The 17,568-nt window shown below is 62.1% G+C and carries 18 protein-coding genes, 2 tRNA genes and 1 pseudogene; 10 read left to right on the top strand and 11 right to left on the bottom strand.

Annotation, left to right across the window (positions count from 1 at the left end):
• Positions 1–71: 71 nt before the first annotated feature.
• The 9 genes from J7G73_RS09675 to J7G73_RS09640 all read right to left on the bottom strand — a co-directional run bounded on the left by J7G73_RS09675 (position 72) and on the right by J7G73_RS09640 (position 8,932).
• Complete coding sequence (locus tag J7G73_RS09675) at positions 72–416, bottom strand: cupin domain-containing protein (RefSeq protein ID WP_087180108.1); 345 nt, start codon at positions 414–416, stop codon at positions 72–74.
• A gap of 637 nt (positions 417–1,053) precedes the next feature.
• Complete coding sequence (locus J7G73_RS09670; RefSeq protein ID WP_291246090.1) at positions 1,054–3,582, bottom strand: HD domain-containing phosphohydrolase; 2,529 nt, start codon at positions 3,580–3,582, stop codon at positions 1,054–1,056.
• A 5-nt stretch (positions 3,583–3,587) separates the two neighbouring features.
• On the bottom strand, positions 3,588–3,914 hold the full coding sequence (locus J7G73_RS13730; protein WP_367113981.1) for a hypothetical protein: 327 nt from the start codon (positions 3,912–3,914) through the stop codon (positions 3,588–3,590).
• Positions 3,811–5,082, bottom strand: a complete 1,272-nt coding sequence (locus tag J7G73_RS09665) for a GH3 auxin-responsive promoter family protein (RefSeq protein WP_367113980.1) — start codon at positions 5,080–5,082, stop codon at positions 3,811–3,813. The genes J7G73_RS13730 and J7G73_RS09665 overlap by 104 nt, the downstream gene beginning before the upstream one ends.
• Positions 5,079–5,651, bottom strand: coding sequence for a hypothetical protein (locus J7G73_RS09660; RefSeq protein WP_087295377.1), 573 nt, complete (start codon positions 5,649–5,651; stop codon positions 5,079–5,081). Before J7G73_RS09660 ends, J7G73_RS09665 begins: the two co-directional genes overlap by 4 nt.
• Before the next feature lie 277 nt (positions 5,652–5,928).
• Positions 5,929–7,593, bottom strand: a complete 1,665-nt coding sequence (locus tag J7G73_RS09655) for a putative manganese-dependent inorganic diphosphatase (protein WP_291246089.1) — start codon at positions 7,591–7,593, stop codon at positions 5,929–5,931.
• A gap of 719 nt (positions 7,594–8,312) precedes the next feature.
• Positions 8,313–8,403 (bottom strand) — tRNA-Ser (locus J7G73_RS09650).
• A gap of 34 nt (positions 8,404–8,437) precedes the next feature.
• A tRNA-Ser gene (locus J7G73_RS09645) sits at positions 8,438–8,524 on the bottom strand.
• Between the two features lie 156 nt (positions 8,525–8,680).
• A complete protein-coding gene (locus tag J7G73_RS09640) occupies positions 8,681–8,932 on the bottom strand; it encodes a hypothetical protein (protein WP_087295371.1) in 252 nt (83 codons plus the stop codon).
• 179 nt (positions 8,933–9,111) lie between these two features.
• On the opposite strand from J7G73_RS09640, the gene J7G73_RS09635 reads away from it, so the two are divergent.
• From J7G73_RS09635 to J7G73_RS09595, 9 genes are all read left to right on the top strand, one after another.
• Positions 9,112–9,726, top strand: a complete 615-nt coding sequence (locus J7G73_RS09635; protein ID WP_087295366.1) for a S24 family peptidase — start codon at positions 9,112–9,114, stop codon at positions 9,724–9,726.
• Between the two features lie 68 nt (positions 9,727–9,794).
• Complete coding sequence (locus J7G73_RS09630; protein WP_291246088.1) at positions 9,795–10,418, top strand: histidine phosphatase family protein; 624 nt, start codon at positions 9,795–9,797, stop codon at positions 10,416–10,418.
• A gap of 30 nt (positions 10,419–10,448) precedes the next feature.
• Positions 10,449–10,640, top strand: a complete 192-nt coding sequence (locus tag J7G73_RS09625; protein ID WP_291246087.1) for a hypothetical protein — start codon at positions 10,449–10,451, stop codon at positions 10,638–10,640.
• 173 nt (positions 10,641–10,813) lie between these two features.
• Positions 10,814–12,142: a putative DNA modification/repair radical SAM protein gene (locus J7G73_RS09620; RefSeq protein WP_291246086.1), complete on the top strand. Its 1,329-nt coding sequence runs from the start codon at positions 10,814–10,816 to the stop codon at positions 12,140–12,142.
• The gene (locus J7G73_RS09615) at positions 12,121–12,879 is read left to right on the top strand and encodes a TIGR03915 family putative DNA repair protein (RefSeq protein WP_291246085.1); all 759 of its coding nucleotides are present in this window, start codon (positions 12,121–12,123) and stop codon (positions 12,877–12,879) included. The genes J7G73_RS09620 and J7G73_RS09615 overlap by 22 nt, the downstream gene beginning before the upstream one ends.
• 104 nt (positions 12,880–12,983) lie before the next feature.
• Positions 12,984–13,643: an alpha/beta hydrolase gene (locus J7G73_RS09610; protein ID WP_291246084.1), complete on the top strand. Its 660-nt coding sequence runs from the start codon at positions 12,984–12,986 to the stop codon at positions 13,641–13,643.
• A 217-nt stretch (positions 13,644–13,860) separates the two neighbouring features.
• Positions 13,861–14,388: an RNA polymerase sigma factor gene (locus J7G73_RS09605; protein WP_291246083.1), complete on the top strand. Its 528-nt coding sequence runs from the start codon at positions 13,861–13,863 to the stop codon at positions 14,386–14,388.
• The gene (locus J7G73_RS09600) at positions 14,375–14,749 is read left to right on the top strand and encodes a hypothetical protein (protein WP_291246082.1); all 375 of its coding nucleotides are present in this window, start codon (positions 14,375–14,377) and stop codon (positions 14,747–14,749) included. The genes J7G73_RS09605 and J7G73_RS09600 overlap by 14 nt, the downstream gene beginning before the upstream one ends.
• The gene (locus J7G73_RS09595) at positions 14,750–15,562 is read left to right on the top strand and encodes a zinc ribbon domain-containing protein (RefSeq protein WP_291246081.1); all 813 of its coding nucleotides are present in this window, start codon (positions 14,750–14,752) and stop codon (positions 15,560–15,562) included.
• Positions 15,563–15,629: 67 nt separating this feature from the next.
• Here J7G73_RS09595 and J7G73_RS09590 read toward each other — a convergent pair whose 3' ends face one another.
• Both J7G73_RS09590 and J7G73_RS09585 read right to left on the bottom strand, forming a co-directional pair.
• Positions 15,630–16,403, bottom strand: coding sequence for an ABC transporter permease (locus tag J7G73_RS09590; RefSeq protein WP_291246080.1), 774 nt, complete (start codon positions 16,401–16,403; stop codon positions 15,630–15,632).
• Complete coding sequence (locus J7G73_RS09585) at positions 16,400–17,026, bottom strand: ATP-binding cassette domain-containing protein (RefSeq protein ID WP_291246079.1); 627 nt, start codon at positions 17,024–17,026, stop codon at positions 16,400–16,402. Before J7G73_RS09585 ends, J7G73_RS09590 begins: the two co-directional genes overlap by 4 nt.
• A gap of 293 nt (positions 17,027–17,319) precedes the next feature.
• On the opposite strand from J7G73_RS09585, the pseudogene J7G73_RS09580 reads away from it, so the two are divergent.
• Positions 17,320–17,568, top strand: a pseudogene (locus tag J7G73_RS09580) (serine dehydratase subunit alpha family protein); the annotation flags it as partial.

Below are 17,568 nucleotides of genomic sequence, written 5' to 3'. Positions count from 1 at the left end.
ATCGCGGCGGGTACGGGCTCTCTCCCTCCCGCACCGGGCCGCGGTAAAACAAATTTTTGTGGCCGCCGCTCTCAGTCCTTGCGGGGGAACACCACGGTGAGCAGCATCTTGAAGCTGCGGGGCGCGTACACCGCATGGGGCTTGCCCGCGGGCATCACCAGCACCTGACCGGCCGCGACGGTATGCTCAACACCGTCCACCGTGAACAGGCCCTCGCCCTCCAGCACCTGCACCATGGCATCGCCCTCGGAGGAATGGGTGCTGATCTCCTCGCCCTCATCAAAGGCGAACAGGGTCAGGCTCACCGCCGGGTTCTGGGCCAGGGTGCGGCTGACGATCTGGCCCGGCTGCACGCTCACCAGCGCTGCCAGATCCTGGGTCTGCTCGTGGGGAATATTTTTAATGTAGGGATACATGGGCCTTCCTCCTTTGGCTGCGCCCACTGCCGGCGCGGCCTTGGGCAGCTCGGCGGCAGGGGCGGTTGTTTTGGGTACGGCTTCAGTATAGTTTATTCCTACCGGTTCAGTATGTTTGTTTTCCAACAAAACCGGGTTTTCCGCACACGCATCCGGGCGGGTCCGGGGCAGCTCCGGGGCGGGCGCATGCTCCGGCTCTGACTGGGGCTTCGGGGCCGGTGCGGGCTGCTCCGGCTCGGCCTTTCCCTCTTCGGAAAGGAAATACTGGCGCAGCGCACCTTTATCCTCGTATTGCACAAAGGTATAGAGGCCGAAGGCAAAAGCCTTTTCCACCTCATTCAGCCCCTGGGGCAGATGCAGCTCCTCCCACAGGCACCGGGCGATCCGGTCCTTCTGAGCGGGGGTGAGCAGCTGCTCGGCCTGTTCAAAGGTCATATTGTCCATGCTGGGTCCTCCTTTTGGCGTTCCCCCGGGCGGCGGGCCGGTTCGGAATGCTCCGGTCCTTTCCGCTGCCCGGAACCCTGCGGTGCTGCCCTTTATATTCTACCCCAAAAGGGCAGCGCACCGCTTGCTCCTGGTTATCCGTTTTTGGCAAAATATTGCGGCTTTGGGGCAAAGCGGCAATGGACGGTCCCTATCACTGGACCGCGCTCTTGCGCTGGCCCGCCAGCTGGATGCCGCCCCGCTCAAGCTCGGCCACGAATATCGGCACCAGCTTGGGGTCAAACTGGCGGCCCGCCTCCTGGGTAAGGATCTGAATGCCCCGCTCCAGGCTCACGGCCTCCTTGTAGCAGCGCTTGCTGGTCATGGCATCAAAGGAATCGGCAATGCACAGAATGCGCGCCAGCAGCGGGATGTCCTCGCCGCCGATGCGCCGGGGGTAGCCCCGGCCGTCGTACCGCTCGTGGTGGCCGATCACCGCCGGGATGATGTAATCCAGCGCGGGCAGGTAGCGGATGATGCCCACCGCCGCCTCCACGTGGCCCTGCATCTGCTCATATTCCTCTTCGGTGAGCTTACCGTTCTTGTTCAGCACCGTCTCGGGAATGCCGATCTTGCCGATGTCGTGCAGCAAAGCCGCCTGACGCACGATCTCGATCATATCCGCGTTCAGACCCGCGGCCTTCGCCAGCGAGGTGGCATAGTAGGCCACGTTGTGGGAGTGGCTGAAGGTGTAGTGGTCCTTGGCGTCGATGGCAGCCATCAGGGCCAGCACCGTCTGCTCGTATTCCTGGTAGATGTGCTCGTGGTCCACCTTTTCGGCTTCGTCATCCGCCTTGCGCAGCACCGACTGGAAGATCTCGATGCCGTTTTTGCCGCTGTGCTTCACGTGGTACACCGCCATGTCGGCGTTGTCCATCAGCTCCCGGCTGGTGGCCGCGTCAAAGGGCGCGGCGCTGATGCCGATGCTCAGGGTCAGCACCTTCAGCTTGTGGTCCACGGTGCGGCGGTTCATGTTGAACACCTGATCCCGGATGGACTCCGCCAGGGTGCGGGTGGCCAGCACATCGTAGCGGGGCAGCAGCACCGCGAATTCCTTGCCGTTGTAGCGGGCCACAAAGCCGTTGTCGCCCACACTGCTGCGGATGATGTCCGCAATGCGGCGCAGGGCAAGATCGCCCTCCTTCTGGCCGTAAAGCTGGTTGTACAGCTTGAAGTCGTCCACGTTCACGATCATCAGGGCCAGGGTGCTCTCCTGGGTGCTCTCGAACTGCTCGTCCAGCACCTGTAAAAAGTGCTTGCGGTTCAAAAGGCCGGTCAGATCGTCCACCCGGGCCTCGTAGTAGGCCTGCTCATAGAGGGCGGCATTTTTCAGGGCGATGGATGCCACCGAAGCCACCGACAGCATCCACTGCATGTCCTGGCTGCTGACCCGGTGCTTGCCCTGCCCCTCGGACACCAGGATCAGGCCGGGCATGTCGCCCTCCTCGCCGGTGAGGGCCACACCGCCCGCCACCCGCAGGTAGCGCAGCTGGTTTTTCTCGCTGTCCCACATGGCCTTGTAGTCCACGGTGGTCTCGAACTGCCGCCAGCCGATGCACTGGCTGCGGCGCAGTACCTGCACCAGCGGGCTGTCCGCCCGGATGGAGAAGGACAGATCCTTCAGAGGCTGGTCGCTGTAGCGGGCGTCATAATCGCCGGTGGTCGCGTTGCGGGTGCACACGTACACGCCGCCCACGCTGGCCCCCTCCCGGATCACCTCCACGGTCTTTTCCAGGATGTCCTGCACGTTCAGCAGGCGGGCCACCGTGGTGCTGTATTCGTTCAGCGCATCGCTCTGGCGGTTCTCCTCCCGCACGAACACATTGTTCACCAGCTTGCGCCACAACCAGGAGAAGATGCCCGCGGTCACAAAGAACGACACCGCGAACAGGATCACCTCGTAATCGCCCGCGGCGGGCACCAGCGCCTCCAGATGCTTCATCAGGTAGGGCTTGAGATTATAGAACAAAATGAAGGTGAGCATCAGGCCCACCATGTAGCACACGCTCTCGGAGGCCAGCAGCCGAAGCTTGAACAGCCGCTTTTTCACCAGCGCGTAAAACAGCAGAAGCGCGTTGCCCACACCGGCCAGAATGTCGATGGGGAAGCCCGCGAACATCGGCAGCAGCAGCGCCGCGTGACCGGCGAACATGAGCACAATGCCCTGGGTCACCGGCTTGAACTGGCCCCGGTAGGCGGGCCGTTCCCGGTAGGCGCTCCACAGATGGTACAGGCTGTGGGCCATGACCCAGCCCACCGCAACAAACAACAGCAGCACCGGCCAGGTGATGGTGTATTCAAACACCACCTCGTCGCCCCGGTCCAGAAGCTGGGGCGCGGCCAGGAAAAAGCCGGTCTTCACGTTCACCGCAATGATGCCCGCCATGACCAGCAGATAAATTTTCTCCCACACACCGCCGGATCGTTCCACAAAATCGCTCAAAAAGCGGTAGTAGGCGCAGGCCATGAGCAGCAGCCCGGCAATGGACACATGGTACCACACCTGATAGGAGGGCGCCACCTGCCAGCGCATGAGCATGGAGCCGCCGGCCCAGCAGACCATGGTCACCAGCAGCCACAGAAAGGACCACAGCTCCCGCGTTTTGCGGGAGGCCAGCACCACCAGAAAGATGGCCGCGTAGATAAACAGGGCAATGGCCGAGATATAACCGTACATGTCCATTGGAATCACCTCCTGCCCGGCCGCCAGGTTCCGGCGCGCTGATTCTGCAGCAGGGCCTCCATGGCGTAGTTGTCCGGGTTCATATGGCGGGGCGGCCGCCCGTGGGTCGCGCAGTATTCGGCAAAGCTGCCGCTGCGCAGAATGGTCACCTTCAGCGGGTCCATGCCCAGGATCTTTTTCAGATCCCGGTAGTCCTGATCGGTGTACTTAAAATAGGTGGTCAGAAGGTCACGCAGCACCTGGGTGTTCACCGCCCGGTTCAAAAACTCGCTCTTTTCCACCTCCACATACAGATGGAAGTAGGGCCGGTTTTCGGCGGTGTACTCCTTCACTGGTGCCGTCCTCCCGGCTGGAAAGGCCCACGCAGCGGTAGGTGTCGCCCACCCGGTAGCGGGCGAAGGCGCCGCCCTTGAGCACCGTGAGCACGATCTCATACACCTCGCCGGGCACCACCTCGTCCATCAGGTAGGTGCGGGGGTTGTAGTTCGGCTCGTCCATCAGGCGGATGGTGTCCGCAATGGGCAAAAATTCATAAAAGCAGGTATCCGGGAAGAAATACATGCCGTTGCGGGTCCAGGTCTCGGTGCCGATGATGGAGGGCTCGGTGCCCGCGAACAGCTCCATGGGCCGCACACCCCACAGCTCCTCCAGATCGTCCTTGTAGCAGCGGTTGTCGGTGCCCGCCACCATGAAGCCCTTCAGATGGAACAGGTCCTTGGGCTTTAAGGGCCGGTTCTCCTTTTTGCAGCGGCTCTTGGCCCGGGCGATGCGCAAAAGCATGTCCGGCCGGAACTTGAGCAGATCGGCGGGCTTCAGCTTCGCCCTGCCGCCCATCTGGGAAAGGCTCTGGCTCACCGCGTAGGCCACGCTGCCCAGGCCGAAGAAGTATTCCACGTCCTGCTGCATGGCCATCTTGAAGCCCAGCTTGTTGCGCTCGCTGAAGCTCATATTCACCGCATCCTTCACGGCGGGCAAAAACTTGATGTCGATGGCCTCGTTCAGCGCCAGCGGGAACAGGCCGGTGGCGTAGGGCAGCGGGGCCAGGCCGTAAAGCACCTTGTCGGTCTTGTCCACATTGAAGCTGCCCTTCTTGCGGCTGGTGCTCAGAATCAGGCAGGCCACCACATTGTCCCGGAAGGTGTCCAGCATGCTGCGGGTGTAAGGGGCCAGCTTGATGGGGTGCCGCCCGCCCTCCCAGGTGGTCTGGATCCAGATGACCGGATTGTCCGGCAGCATACTGGCATTCTTGCGCAGCAAAATATCGGCATAGTCCTCGTAGCTGGTCAGGGGCACCATGCGGCGGAATTCCTCGATGGTGGCGGGCTTTTTGCCCTTCAGGATGGACTGACCCAGCATGCAGCCGCTCCACAGCTGGATCTGCTCGGCCATCAGCCGCTTCTGGATGGCCATATACTCTTCCATGCTCAGGTCCAGAAAGCCGCAATACTGGCTCCAGACCTCGTCGTATTCCTGGTGGTCCAGCTTATCCTGCAGACTCATTGCTCCGCGCCCCCCTTCCAGGTCCGCACACAGCGCACGGCACTGCCCGGCGTGGGCAGCAGAAAGGGCGTGGTGCGGCGGTATTCCTCATAGTTCACAAAGCTTTTGGGAAAGGTCCAGCAGTCCTGAAACAGAACGTAAGCGATGTTCAGCCCGGTCATGACCAGGGCGAACACCGCCGCTTTGGGCGCGCCCAGCAGCAGCCCCAGGCATAAATATGCCCCGGCGAACCAGAGCACGCCGGGGTGGCGGCACAGCGCGTACATGCCCCCCGTATAAGCCTTTCGGGGGGCGTTTTCTTCCAGGTAAGTGGCGCTGAAGGGCAGCGCAAAAAACAGGGTGTAGACCATCAGGGCCAAAAACACCGCTGCCAGCACCCCCAGCGCCAGCGCCGCACCGCTGAACGCAAAAAAAGCCCGGCAGTTCCACACCAGCAACCCGGTGGCTGCGGCCAGCAGCACGCAGCCCACCGCAAACAGCCGGTGGAACCAGGGCCGTACCGGGCGCACGCTGTTCACGTCGTAGGCAAAAAAGGCAGCAAACGCCGCCGTTCCCAGCACAAACTCCATCCTCTTTCCATTCCTTCCTCAAAACGCGGGAACTGACCGTTTCCAGTGGGCAAACGTTTTACTTCTCCCCTGTTCCCGCGTTTTATCGCGTTATTTTAATCATATCAAAATCTCACGCAGTTTACAATTTTTCTTTTTCTATTTGACGCAATAATTTGATACTTTTCAGCGATTTTTTGCGCCTTTTACAAAAAAAGCCCGCCGCCGGCTGAACATAACCGGCGGCGGGGATGGATTGAAACAGAAATTCCGCTGTTTTGCCTGCGGCAAGCCCGGATCACATCTGGGCCAGCGTATCCAGCATGGCGGGGATCATCTGCTTTTTGCGGCTGACCACGCCGGGCAGAACCACGCTGCCGTCGGTGTCCCGCTCGCAGCGGAAGGCGGTGCCGATCAGCTGCTCGGCGCCCTCGCCGCAGAACAGCACCTTGCTGGACTGCTCCTTCACGCTGGTGAGCATGAAGAAGATCATCTGCACGCCCTCGCGCTTGAGGGCCTCGGGCAGATAGGGGCGCAGCAGCTCGGCAGCGCGCTGGCGGTTCTTTTCGCTCATGTAGCTGCCCTGGCCCACGCCAAAGCGAAGATCGCCATGGGTAAAGATCTTGAAGTCCTGGAAGAACACGTCCTCAGCGGCGCGGCCCTCCAGATTCTCGCCGGCCTCGAAGATCTCGTTGGCCAGCGCCTCGGGCTCGACCCCGGCGATCTTGGCCAGCGCACGGGCGGCAGCCTCGTCCACGGGGGTGCAGGTGGGAGAACGGAAGCACAGCGTGTCGGACAGAATGGCGCTGAGCATCAGGCCCGCAATGTGGGGCTCGATCTCCACGCCCTGTTCCTGGTACATCTGGTACACAATGGTGCAGGTGCAGCCCACCGGCTGGTTGCGGAAGAAAACAGGCTGGCTGGTCTCCAGGCTGCCCAGGCGGTGATGGTCCACCACCTCCAGGATGTCGGCCTCTTCCCAGCCGTCCACACACTGGGTCTTCTCGTTGTGGTCCACCAGGATCAGCCGCTTGCGCTGCAGGTTCAGCAGGTTACGGCGGCTGATCAGGCCCAGATACTTGCCGGCGGAAGTGTGCACCGGGAAGTAGTTGTCGCGCACCTTACTCATGACCTTCTTCACTTCATCCACGGGGGTGCTGGGCAGGAAGGTGCGCAGCTTGTCGCGGGGGGTCATGTGGGTGCTTACAGGCACGCTCTGCTTGATCAGGCAGGAAACGGCATAGGTGTCGTAGGGGCTGCTGATGAGCAGGCAGCCGCGCTCGGCGGCCAGCTTCACAATGGTCTTGGCCACGGCGGACTCCATGCACACCACCACGCAGGCGGCGCCCATCTCGATGGCGCACAGCTGGGTCTCGTAGCGGTTGGCCACCAGCACGATGTCCCCGGCCTCCATGGTGGTCTCCAGCACTTCGGGGCTGGAGGCGCCGATGACGATCTTACCCTTCTCAAAATAGCCGCTGGTGTCGCCGGCCAGCACGGTGCCGCCCAGAACCTCCACCACGTTTTTGATGGGAGTGCGGGCGTTGCTCAGGGCGTGGGTATCCAGGCTGTCCATGTTGGCCACGGCCAGATCGCCCAGGGTGATCAGGCCCTGCAGCATGCCCTTATCGTCCACGATGGGCTGGCTGTTGGCCTGGGTGTCGCGCATGGTCTCCCAGACCCGGCGCATGGTGGTGTCGCCCAGAACGCCGGGCACAGGGCGGATGTCGATGTCCTGCACCTGAGCGCTCACGTTCAGGCAGCGGCGGGGGGTCTTGGTGCCAAAGCGCTTGAGCACGAAGGCGGTCTCCTGGTTGATCTCGCCTGCACGGCAGGCTTCGTGCCAGGGGCCCACGGTCTTGTTTTTCAGGTTGGCATAGGCAATGGCCGAGCAGATGGAATCCGTATCCGGGTTGCGGTGGCCGATTACCATGATCTTACGTTTGGTATTGGTCTGATCCATATAACGATACCTCTCGCTTTCCCCTGCAGGGTGCCTTTACCCACCACACAGCCTCATCGGCTTTTCGGCCCCTGCATTTTTTATGATCATAATAAGGTTGAAAGAATCCTGCTGTACATTATACACTACTCTTTATAATAAAGTATATCAAATTGTGAAAAACGGTTTTATTTTTCACGAACTGCTGCTATTTTGGCATAAAAGGCGTTGATCTACTGGTGATTTTGCAGGCGAACCCGGCGATTTTTCTGCAGCCTGTTTCCGGCCCGGCTTCCGGGGAATGTTTTCTGGCACAGCTGCAGCCCTTCGGCGGCAGCGGATTTTCCACAGAAAACAAGCCCGCATGTGGAAAAAGTGCTCTGCGGCACACCTTTCTTCTTCACTGCTCGCTGTTCACTTCCAATCTCCCTTTTGGCAGCTTCAGTGAAGAGTGAAAAAGGAAAACCCCGAACGCAAACGCGTTCGGGGTTTTTGGCGGAGAAGGAGGGATTTGAACCTGCTTCGCAGACCCCCTTGCGGTGCCCGGAACCCGGTCTGCGGCGGCCTGTGCCGCCTTGCCGCGTTCCGACCGCTGCGGTGCGGGCTTCTCCCTGTTTCCGCCACTGGCGGCGGCCCGTCCCCGCACCCCCGCCGGTCCCCGGCGCTTCGGGTTCAAATCCCACGCCTGACCGGAACTTCTGAAAAAACAACAGCCGCTCGAAAAATCCGAGCGGCTGTTCTGGCGGAGAAGGAGGGATTTGAACCCTCGCGCCGGTTTCCCGACCTACGCCCTTAGCAGGGGCGCCTCTTCGACCTCTTGAGTACTTCTCCAGAGCAAAGTCCATATCAAAATATGAAATTAAAATGGCGGAGAGGGTGGGATTCGAACCCACGGCCCTTGCGGGTCACCGGTTTTCAAGACCGGCTCCTTAAACCACTCGGACACCTCTCCAAGAGTGGCCATCACACACGCCATCGCTAGTGCGTTATCTATGTTATCACAGGGTCACAGGTTTGTCAACCATCTTTTTTAAAAAAATCGAACATTTTTTAAAAAAGCGCCGGTGCACTCCGCAAGGGGGGCGCGAGGTGCACCGAACACTCTTTCTCAGGCCGCCCGCAGCGCCTCGGCCTTCCGGGGCCGGGGAGCGGGGCGGCGATAACGGCCCCGCCCATGGCGCACCCGGCAGACGGCCCGGGGCTTTTCCAGCCGGGCAATGCCGCGCATGCCCCCGGCCAGCAGAGCCATCAGGCCCAGCGCGGCCGCCAGGGGCATGGTGCCCTCCACCGCCGCGCCCGCCACCACAACGAAGGCCAGAGCGCCCAGCACCAGCATGGAATCACAGATCATTCGTTTCATCTCAGAACCGCTCCTTTGCACTGCCGGCCCCGTTTCGTGGCCTGACTGGTTGTTGTGGCTTCATTCTACAACAACCATCAGTTGTTGTCAATGGCATTTTCACAACTTTTTCGCGTATTTTATTTACAAGAACAATTTTTAGTTGTATAATGAAGCCAGCAAGAAAGGAGTGTTCACACATGTTCCCACAACGCTTGAAGCAGCTGCGCAAGGAGCTGGGCCTGAGCCAGAAAAGTCTTTCCGAACATCTGGGCGTGACCCAGCAGGCGGTGGGCAAATGGGAGACCGGCCGCTCCTCGCCGGACCCCGCTACTCTGGCCCGTCTGGCCGAGCTGCTGGAAACCTCGGCGGATTACCTGCTGGGCATCAGCGAGCAGCCCGCCGAACCCGCGGCCCCTTCCCTGCCCTATGCGGAAAGCCCCATCCCAGTGATCGGCACCGTGCGCGCGGGCTACGGCTCGCTGGCCTTTGAGGAAGACTACGGGGTGGAATACGCCTGCGTGAAGGACCCCGCCAACTATTTTTATCTGGTGGTCAAGGGCGACAGCATGGAGCCCCGCATCCAGGACGGCGACCTGGCTCTGGTGCACCGCCAGCCCACCCTGGAAAACGGCGACCTGGGCGTGATGGTCTTCGGCGAGGGGGAAGGCACCCTGAAAAAGTACATTCAGCGGGGCAACGCGGTGATTCTGCAGCCCTTCAACCCGGCCTATGAGGAAAAGGTGATCCGCGGCGAGGAACTCAACCAGCTGTTCATCGCGGGCAAGGTGGTTGAGACCAAGGCCAAGTGGTAATTTTGCCCTTTTCTCCCCCGGTTTCCCTGCCGCCCTTATACTATAGATAGAAGGAAGTGGAAATTCCCATGCAGCCTACCCGGCTTTATCTCGTGCGCCACGGCCAGACCGACTGGAACCTGGCGGGCCGTCTGCAGGGCCAGACGGACATCCCTTTGAACGACACCGGCCGCAGCCAGGCCGAGGAAGCCCGGCAGCGGCTTTCCGGCGTGCAGTTTGACGCGGTGTATTCCAGCCCCTTAAGCCGTGCGGTGGAGACCGCCGTGCTGGTGAGCGGCTGGCCCGCCGAAAAAGTACGCACCGACGAGCGCATCAAGGAGATCGCCTTCGGCGACTGGGAGGGCAAGGCCCCCCGCACCCTGGGCGACGACTTCGCCCCCTTCTTCGCGGACCCGGCCCACTTTGTGCCCGCCCCGGGCGGCGAGAGCCTGCCCGCTCTGATGGCCCGGGTGAGCGATTTTGTGGCTTACGTGAAACAGGCCCACCGGGGCCAGACCGTGCTGGCGGTCAGCCATGGCGCAGCACTGCACGCTCTGCTCACCGCCGAGCTGGGCCTTGATATGAAGGACTACTGGAGCGTGGGCCTGGGCAACTGCGCCGCCGCCGAGCTGGAGCTTGCGGGCGAGCGCTTTGTGCTCAAAAGCACCAGCGGCCCCACCAGCGCGAACTATCTGGAAAAATACTTAAAGTGATTGCCGGGCGGCACGAGGAGGAACCCCGCCATGAAGCTGCTGTTTCCCATTCTGGCCGGTCTGGGCGTTGTTTTGCTGTATCTGGTCTGGGCAGTCCTTCTGCATGATTTTCTGAACGGGCTCTCCCCGGAGGGTGCCCTCACCGTGGCCACCGGGTCCTTTCTAGCCTTTGAGCTGGTGATCCTGGCAAGCTGGATTCGCTCCAAAACCGACCGAAAATAACTCCGTCTTTATTTTTCAAAAAGCCCCATCAAACCATTGGTTTTGCCATGCGCCGCATGGGGCTTTCTTTTTTGCGCCTTTTTTGCCCTTTTTCTCCCTTTTCTGCTTCTTTCTTCGCTTTCGTGAACACTCTCATTATTTCAAATCCAACCAGAGAAAGGAGGGGTCCGGGCATGGACCTGATGGAAAAACTCACCATTCTGGCGGACAGCGCCAAATACGATGTGGCCTGCACCTCCAGCGGTGTGGACCGGGGCGGCGCGGCCGGAAGCATCGGCAGCGCGGTGGCCCCCGGCTGCTGCCACACTTTTTCGGCGGACGGCCGCTGCGTGAGCCTGTTAAAGGTGCTGCTCACCAACGTGTGCGCCTACGACTGCGCCTACTGCGTGAACCGCCGCTCCAACGACCTGCCCCGGGCCGCCTTCACCCCCCGGGAGCTGGCGGAGCTGACCATCCAGTTCTACCGGCGCAACTACATCGAAGGGCTGTTTCTATCCAGCGCGGTGCTGGTCAGTCCGGACCACACCACCGAACTGATGATTAAAGCACTGGAGCTGCTGCGGAACGAATACCACTTCCGGGGCTACATCCACGCCAAGGCCATTCCCGGGGCGGACCCGGCGCTGATCCACCGGCTGGGCCTGCTGGCGGACCGGCTGAGCGTGAACATCGAGCTGCCCAGCGCCGCCAGTCTGGGCCGCCTTGCGCCGGACAAGAAAAAGTCCGCCATCCTGGCCCCCATGAGCCAGATCGCCCGCGTCCGGGACGAAAACCGCCAGGAGCTGACGGTCTACCGCTCCGCGCCCAAATTCGCCCCCGCCGGGCAGAGCACCCAGATGATCGTGGGCGCCACCCCGGAAACCGACCGGCAGATCTTAAAGCTCACCGAGGGTCTTTACCAGAAATACCAGCTCAAGCGGGTGTTCTACTCCGCCTATATCCCCGTCGCGCAGGACAGCCGCCTGCCCGCTTTGAACACGCCCCCGCCCCTGTTGCGGGAGCACCGGCTCTATCAGGCGGACTGGCTGCTGCGCTTTTACGACTTTTCGGCGGACGAAATTCTGGACGACGCCAGCCCCAACTTCGACCCATTCCTGGACCCCAAATGCAACTGGGCCATCCAGCATCTGGACCAGTTCCCGGTGGACGTGAACCGGGCTGACCGGTCCATGCTGCTGCGGGTGCCGGGCATCGGGCCGAAAAGCGTCCGGCGCATCGTACAGGCCCGCCGTCAGGGGGCTCTGGGTCTGGAGGAGCTGCGCCGGATGGGCGTGGTGCTCAAGCGGGCCCAGTATTTCATCTGCTGCAAGGGCTTTTCCGGCGCGGCGGGCTTCGGCCGCCGGAGCATCGCGGCGGCGCTGGTGGATTCCGGCGTGTTCGCCGCCGGGGCCCAGCAGCTGAGCCTGTTTGCCCCGGACCTTGCCCCCATGCTCAGCGCGGGCAGGCCGGGGCTGGAAGCGGCAAAGGAGGAGGCGGTTTCATGGATCGAGAAGCGGATGTAGTCTACCGGTACGACGGCAGCTTTGAGGGCTTTCTCTGCTGCGTGTTCGAGAGCGTGTACGCCCACGAGATCCCCTTTGCCATCCTGCCCCATTCCAGCCCCATGGCCACCCTCTTCCCGGAAAAGCTCATCGAAACCGACCCGCAAAAGGCCCGCCGGGTGGACGCCAGCCTGCCCCAAAAGCTGGGCAAGGGGGCGCGCAGCTGCGTGGCCCACGCCTTTCTTTCCGGCAGCGAGGACAAAGAACTGCTGATTCTGCGGTTTCTGCGGCTGGGCTACCGGGTGGGTCCGGGCGTGATGTTCATGGCGGGTCACAAGGACGTGGCCCCGGTGCTGGCGCTGGAAAAAGCGGTGTGCGGCGAGGCCCACCTGCTCACCGGCTTTGTGCGCTTTCAGGACTACGGCGACTTTTTGGGCGGCACCATCACCCCCAAGCACTATGTACTGCCCCTGCTGCGCCTGCACTTCTGCCAGCGGCTGCCAAGCGAGAATTTCATCCTCTACGACGCCACCCACGGCGCGGCTCTTTTGTGGCAGAAGGGCAAGGCCAGCTACGCCCAGCTGGACGAAGCGCCCCCCTTCCCGGAAATTTCCCGGGAGGAAGCGGCGTATCAGGAGCTGTGGAAGCGGTTTTACAAGACCATCGCCATCGCTGCCCGGGAGAATCCGGCCCTGCGCCGGAGCCTCTGCCCCAAGCGGTACTGGGTGAACATGACCGAGCTGAAAGAGGAGCTGTGAGCATTTTCGCCCCGGCCTTAACAATTTATTGCTTTTTCCCACCTTCGCCAGTGGTATAATAGGGGTATATCTTACGGATTTCCAATGAAAAGGAGCGATGCCCCATGTATGCCATCGTGAACGGCTTAAAGCTTTTTTATCATAAGGAGGGCAGCGGCCGACCGGTGATTCTGCTGCACGGCAACGGCGAGGACCACACCATCTTCGACGTGGCCATCAAGGATCTGGCCCGGTCCTACACCGTCTACGCGCTGGACAGCCGCTCCCACGGCAAGAGCGACCCGGTGCCCACCCTCACCTACCGGGAGATGGCCGAGGACGTGGTCGCCTTCATCCGGCAGCAGGGGCTGGAAAAGCCCGCGCTGGTGGGCTTTTCGGACGGCGGCGTGGTGGCGCTGCTTGCGGCGCTGCGCTGGCCCGACCTGCCCGGCAGGCTGGTGGTGGCCGGGGCCAACATGACCCCCGCAGGCATCAAGCAGCCCTGGCGCACCCTGATGCGGGTGCAGAACCGCATCTCCCCGGACCCCAAGCTGGACCTGATGCTCACCCAGCCCCATCTGGCGGGCTGGCAGCTCACCGGCATCACCGCCCCCACCCTGGTGCTGGCGGGCGAAAAGGACCTGATCGACGAGAACCAGACCCGGCGCATCGCCCGGTCCATTCCGGGGGCAAAGCTGCTGATTTTGCCCGGCGAGACCCACGGCAGCTATGTGGTGCACAGCGACAAGCTCTACCCCGCCATGGCAAACTTTCTGCGGGGCTGACCTGCAAACAATCCCGGCGCGTTCCCCTTGCAAAAGAGGGACGCGCTTTTTTGTTGTTTTTGAAATTTTTTCAGAAAACCATGAACCACCGCCCGCCTGGCGACGATCACAGGATGCAAGGGGGATGAACAAAACGCCCCCGGCGCCATGGCATTTTGCAAGGCAGCGCCGCACCGTAAAGCGGGCGGTATTGCCCCAAGAGAAAGGAGAGGACGCGATGCACGCGGAGGAGGTAGCCCGCCTGGTGGACCGCTTCGGGCCGGAAATCTACCGCTACTGCCGCCGGCTCACCGGCCGGACCCAGCAGGCGGAGGATCTGTATCAGCAGACCTTTTTGAAATGCCTGGAGCTGACCCTCACCCTGGACGAGCGCAGCAATCCCCGGGCGCTGCTGTTCAGCCTGGCAGGCGGCATCTTCAAAAACGAACAGCGCAAGGCCGGGCGGCGGCTGGCCATTGCACGGCCGGTGGAGCTGGACGGCGACAACGCCCCCGAGCCGCCCGCGCCGGACGACCCGGCCCAGACCGCCCAGAACCGGGCCCAGAGCGCGGCCCTGCTGGCGGCGGTGGACCGGCTTCCCCCGAAGCTGCGAATCCCCATCACGCTGGCCTACGGCTTTGACTGGAATCTGGAGGAGATCGCCCGCATGGAAAAAGCCCCGGTGGGCACCATCAAAAGCCGGCTGCACAAGGCCCGGCAACTGCTGAAAAAGGAAATGGAGGCCCAAGGCTATGGAACACTTTGATCTGGACAAGGCCCTGCAATCCCAGCTGCACGCCCCCGCCCCCCGCCCCGCGCCGGAGCTGGACGCAGCCCTGAAGGCCAAGCTGTGGCAGCGGCAGGAGCAGCTGGACGCCCAGCCCGATGCCCGGGCGGTGTCGCTCTGGTGGCTGCCCATGGTGGCCAACTTCATCGTCTGCGGAGTGCCCGCGGTGATCTTCGCGCTGCCCATCATGCCGCTGTGGGCCCATCTGGCCTCCTTCGCTCTTGCCTGGCTGGCGGTGGGGGGCGTGGCGCTCACCTTCATCAGCCTGCGCATGGCGGACCTGCGCGCCGCCACCACCATCTATCTGCCCAAACGGACTCGAAAAAAGGAGGGGTTTTAAATGACCGCAGCCGCTCTTCCCATTGTATTTTTTCTGATGATTTTCCTCTGCATGGCATCCAGCCTTGCCTTTCTGGTGCTGCTGGCCATCTGGCTGTATCGGGACGCAAAGCTCCACGGCCAGGACCCGGTGCTCTGGGTGCTGATCTGCATTTTTGCCAGCCCCATTCTGGCGCTCATCCTCTATCTGGCCTTTGGCCGCAAGAAAACTCTGCTGCCCTGCCAAAGCTGCCAGCAGCCCATTCCCCACACCGCCCAATACTGTGAATACTGCGGCGCGGCCAACGAACAGTACGGCCAGCCGCTGCCCCGCCGCAAGATGAACGGCCTTTTGAAGGGGGCCATCGCCACCGGGGTGGTGTCCATGCTGAGCGTGGTGTTCATGTTCGTGGCCCTCTTCGCCTTTGCCATGAATGCCGGCGGCGGTTCCCAGGTGGCGGGCTCCACCTCGGTGCCCATCCGGGGCGCTTCCTTCACGGTGAACAGCGGCTGGGCACTGGTGAGCGCCGAAAACCACAGCGAGGGCGTGTGGAATTTTAGCCTAAGCAAATCCAGCAACGGCTACCATCTGGACTCCACCTTCACGCTGGATGACCCGGACGCCCGCACCCTGATGGCCAGCGCGGACTGCACCGGCGGTCCTCTGCTGCTGAACATCAGCCAGGACGGCCAGCTGGTGGAGAGCATTGACCTTTCCCGCGCTGAGACCCAGCCGGTGGCCATCCCGCTGGACAGCTGCACCGCCGGAACGGTCAGCCTGCAGCTGGTGAATGAAGGCGCCACCGATATCTCCGGCAGCATCTGGGTGGAATAAACGAATACGCAAAAAGCCTGAGCGGCTCGGCTGAACCGCTCAGGCTTTTACTATTTGTATAAATTCGTCACAATATTTGATTTTTCGGGTCATACAGGGTGCGCAGACCCAGAAACAGCGAGCCGAAGCTGGCCGCGGTAACCACGGTGCAGATGGCGATCATCACCGCGATCTGGTACAGAATGGCCGTGGTGGGCAGGGTGCCGGAGAGAATCTGGCCGGTCATCATGCCGGGCAGCGACACGATGCCCATGCCCACCATGGAGTTCAAAGTGGGCAGCAGAGCGGTCTCCAGCGCCTGCTTTGCCAGCGGCTGCAGAATCGCCTTGGGCGACGCGCCGAAGCCCAGCAGCGCCTCCGCCCGGGCCTTCTGGCCCTGCAAACTCTCCCGGAAGGTCTTGATGCCCAGCGAGATGCCGGTCATGGTGTTGCCGATGAGCATGCCCGCCAGCGGGATGGTGTACTGGGGATTGAAAATGTTCTCGCCCACCACCGCGCAGACGAAATAAGTCAGCACGAACACGCCGCTCAGGGCGATGGAGGCCGCGATGATGGCCTGGAACCGCCGGTTCAGCCCCGGGTTGCCGCTGAGCACCCGATGCACCGCGAAGCCGATCATCACCGCCAGATACACCACCACGAACACCGGGTTCGGGTTCTGGAAAATGTAAGACAGCACCAGCCCCGCGATCACCAGCTGCACCGTCATCTTCACGCTGGCCACCACCAGCAGGCGGGTCTTTTCCACCCCGCTCTTCTTCATGATGGCGATTACGATGATCAGCAATAAGTAAATCAGAGAAAACTGCCAGAGCTGCAGCTGTACGATTCCGCTGTTCATGCTCTCGCCTCCAATCGAATCTCCTGGTCGGCAAACTCGTCCACCAGCGAGCGGCTGTGGCATATGCACACCACCGTGGTGCCCCGCTGGCGGCAGGCCGCCTTCAGATTGCCCAGAAATTCCCGGGCGGTCACTTCATCCAGCGCAGCGGTGGGCTCGTCCAGCAGCAGCACCTTCGGCCGGGCGGACAGATAAATGGACAAAAACACCCGCTGGCGCTCGCCGCCGGAAAGATTGGCGCAGCTGTCCTCCGGCGAGAGGGGCATGCGGCAGATTTCCAGAGCGTTCACCATCTCGGCCCGGCTCACGCACGCCTCGCCCCGGGCACTATAGAAAAAGGCGAACTGGTCCGCCACATTGCCCTCGCACAGGTACACCTGCTGAGGCGCCAGCAGCACCTCTTTGCGGTAGTCCAGCACCGGCAGACCGCCCAGGGGGCTGCCCTGGTATTCGATGCGCCCGGCGGTGGGCAGGGCGGTGGCGTTCAGCAGCCGCAGCAGGGTGCTTTTGCCGCAGCCGCTGGGGCCGGTGAGAAAGGTCATGGAATCTTCCCGGATCTGAATCTCCGGGTAGCGCACCAGGTCCTGGAATTCAGTCCCGGCGCTCACATGCAGCAGGCACATGGCGGCCTTGCCTCCTTTTTTGCACAAAGCTTGCGCCGGGTGCATCCACCCGGCGCTGCTGCCGATTATACCCCACCCGGCCCTTTTTCGCAAGAGGGGGCCAGCGGAATGCAGACATTCTGCTGTTTTTACACTTCCGGGGGCATGGCGCGCATCCATCCTTGCGCGCGGGGGCACAAAGGTGTATGATTTTTTCAGCGGACATGCTTTTTCCCAACGCCCGCCGCGCAGCAGCCGGCCGGGCGAATCGGAGCGGCATGCAGACCACTCGATAAAAAGGAGCGCAAAACAAAATGCTGGACCGTACTGTTTACGATACCTATGTTCGAATCCTCACCCGCGAGCTGGTGCCCGCGCTGGGCTGCACCGAGCCCATTGCTATCGCGCTGGCGGCCGCCAAGGCCCGGGAGGTGCTGGGCGAGGAGCCCCGCCGCCTGCTGGTGAAATGCAGCGGCAACATCATCAAGAACGCCAAGGGCGTGATCGTGCCCACCACCGGCAACATGCGCGGCATCGACACCAGCGCCGTGCTGGGCGCGCTG

Source organism: Allofournierella sp. (assembly GCF_017889395.1).
Lineage (GTDB): Bacteria > Bacillota > Clostridia > Oscillospirales > Ruminococcaceae > Allofournierella.
Note: the sequence above shows the minus strand (reverse complement) of the source record. Positions and strands in the feature narration are given on the sequence as shown.

Bases quoted from the DNA above. Each gene is read 5' to 3' on its own strand.
- J7G73_RS09660 (WP_087295377.1), bottom strand. From the start codon at position 5,651: ATGGAGTTTGTGCTGGGAACGGCGGCGTTTGCTGCCTTTTTTGCCTAC.
- J7G73_RS09620 (WP_291246086.1), top strand. From the start codon at position 10,814: ATGGACCTGATGGAAAAACTCACCATTCTGGCGGACAGCGCCAAATAC.
- J7G73_RS09630 (WP_291246088.1), top strand. From the start codon at position 9,795: ATGCAGCCTACCCGGCTTTATCTCGTGCGCCACGGCCAGACCGACTGG.
- J7G73_RS09600 (WP_291246082.1), top strand. From the start codon at position 14,375: ATGGAACACTTTGATCTGGACAAGGCCCTGCAATCCCAGCTGCACGCC.
- J7G73_RS09665 (WP_367113980.1), bottom strand. From the start codon at position 5,082: ATGAGTCTGCAGGATAAGCTGGACCACCAGGAATACGACGAGGTCTGG.
- J7G73_RS09635 (WP_087295366.1), top strand. From the start codon at position 9,112: ATGTTCCCACAACGCTTGAAGCAGCTGCGCAAGGAGCTGGGCCTGAGC.
- J7G73_RS09640 (WP_087295371.1), bottom strand. From the start codon at position 8,932: ATGAAACGAATGATCTGTGATTCCATGCTGGTGCTGGGCGCTCTGGCC.
- J7G73_RS09675 (WP_087180108.1), bottom strand. From the start codon at position 416: ATGTATCCCTACATTAAAAATATTCCCCACGAGCAGACCCAGGATCTG.
- J7G73_RS09590 (WP_291246080.1), bottom strand. From the start codon at position 16,403: ATGAACAGCGGAATCGTACAGCTGCAGCTCTGGCAGTTTTCTCTGATT.
- J7G73_RS09585 (WP_291246079.1), bottom strand. From the start codon at position 17,026: ATGTGCCTGCTGCATGTGAGCGCCGGGACTGAATTCCAGGACCTGGTG.
- J7G73_RS09610 (WP_291246084.1), top strand. From the start codon at position 12,984: ATGTATGCCATCGTGAACGGCTTAAAGCTTTTTTATCATAAGGAGGGC.
- J7G73_RS09655 (WP_291246089.1), bottom strand. From the start codon at position 7,593: ATGGATCAGACCAATACCAAACGTAAGATCATGGTAATCGGCCACCGC.
- J7G73_RS09615 (WP_291246085.1), top strand. From the start codon at position 12,121: ATGGATCGAGAAGCGGATGTAGTCTACCGGTACGACGGCAGCTTTGAG.
- J7G73_RS09595 (WP_291246081.1), top strand. From the start codon at position 14,750: ATGACCGCAGCCGCTCTTCCCATTGTATTTTTTCTGATGATTTTCCTC.
- J7G73_RS09605 (WP_291246083.1), top strand. From the start codon at position 13,861: ATGCACGCGGAGGAGGTAGCCCGCCTGGTGGACCGCTTCGGGCCGGAA.
- J7G73_RS09670 (WP_291246090.1), bottom strand. From the start codon at position 3,582: ATGGACATGTACGGTTATATCTCGGCCATTGCCCTGTTTATCTACGCG.
- J7G73_RS09625 (WP_291246087.1), top strand. From the start codon at position 10,449: ATGAAGCTGCTGTTTCCCATTCTGGCCGGTCTGGGCGTTGTTTTGCTG.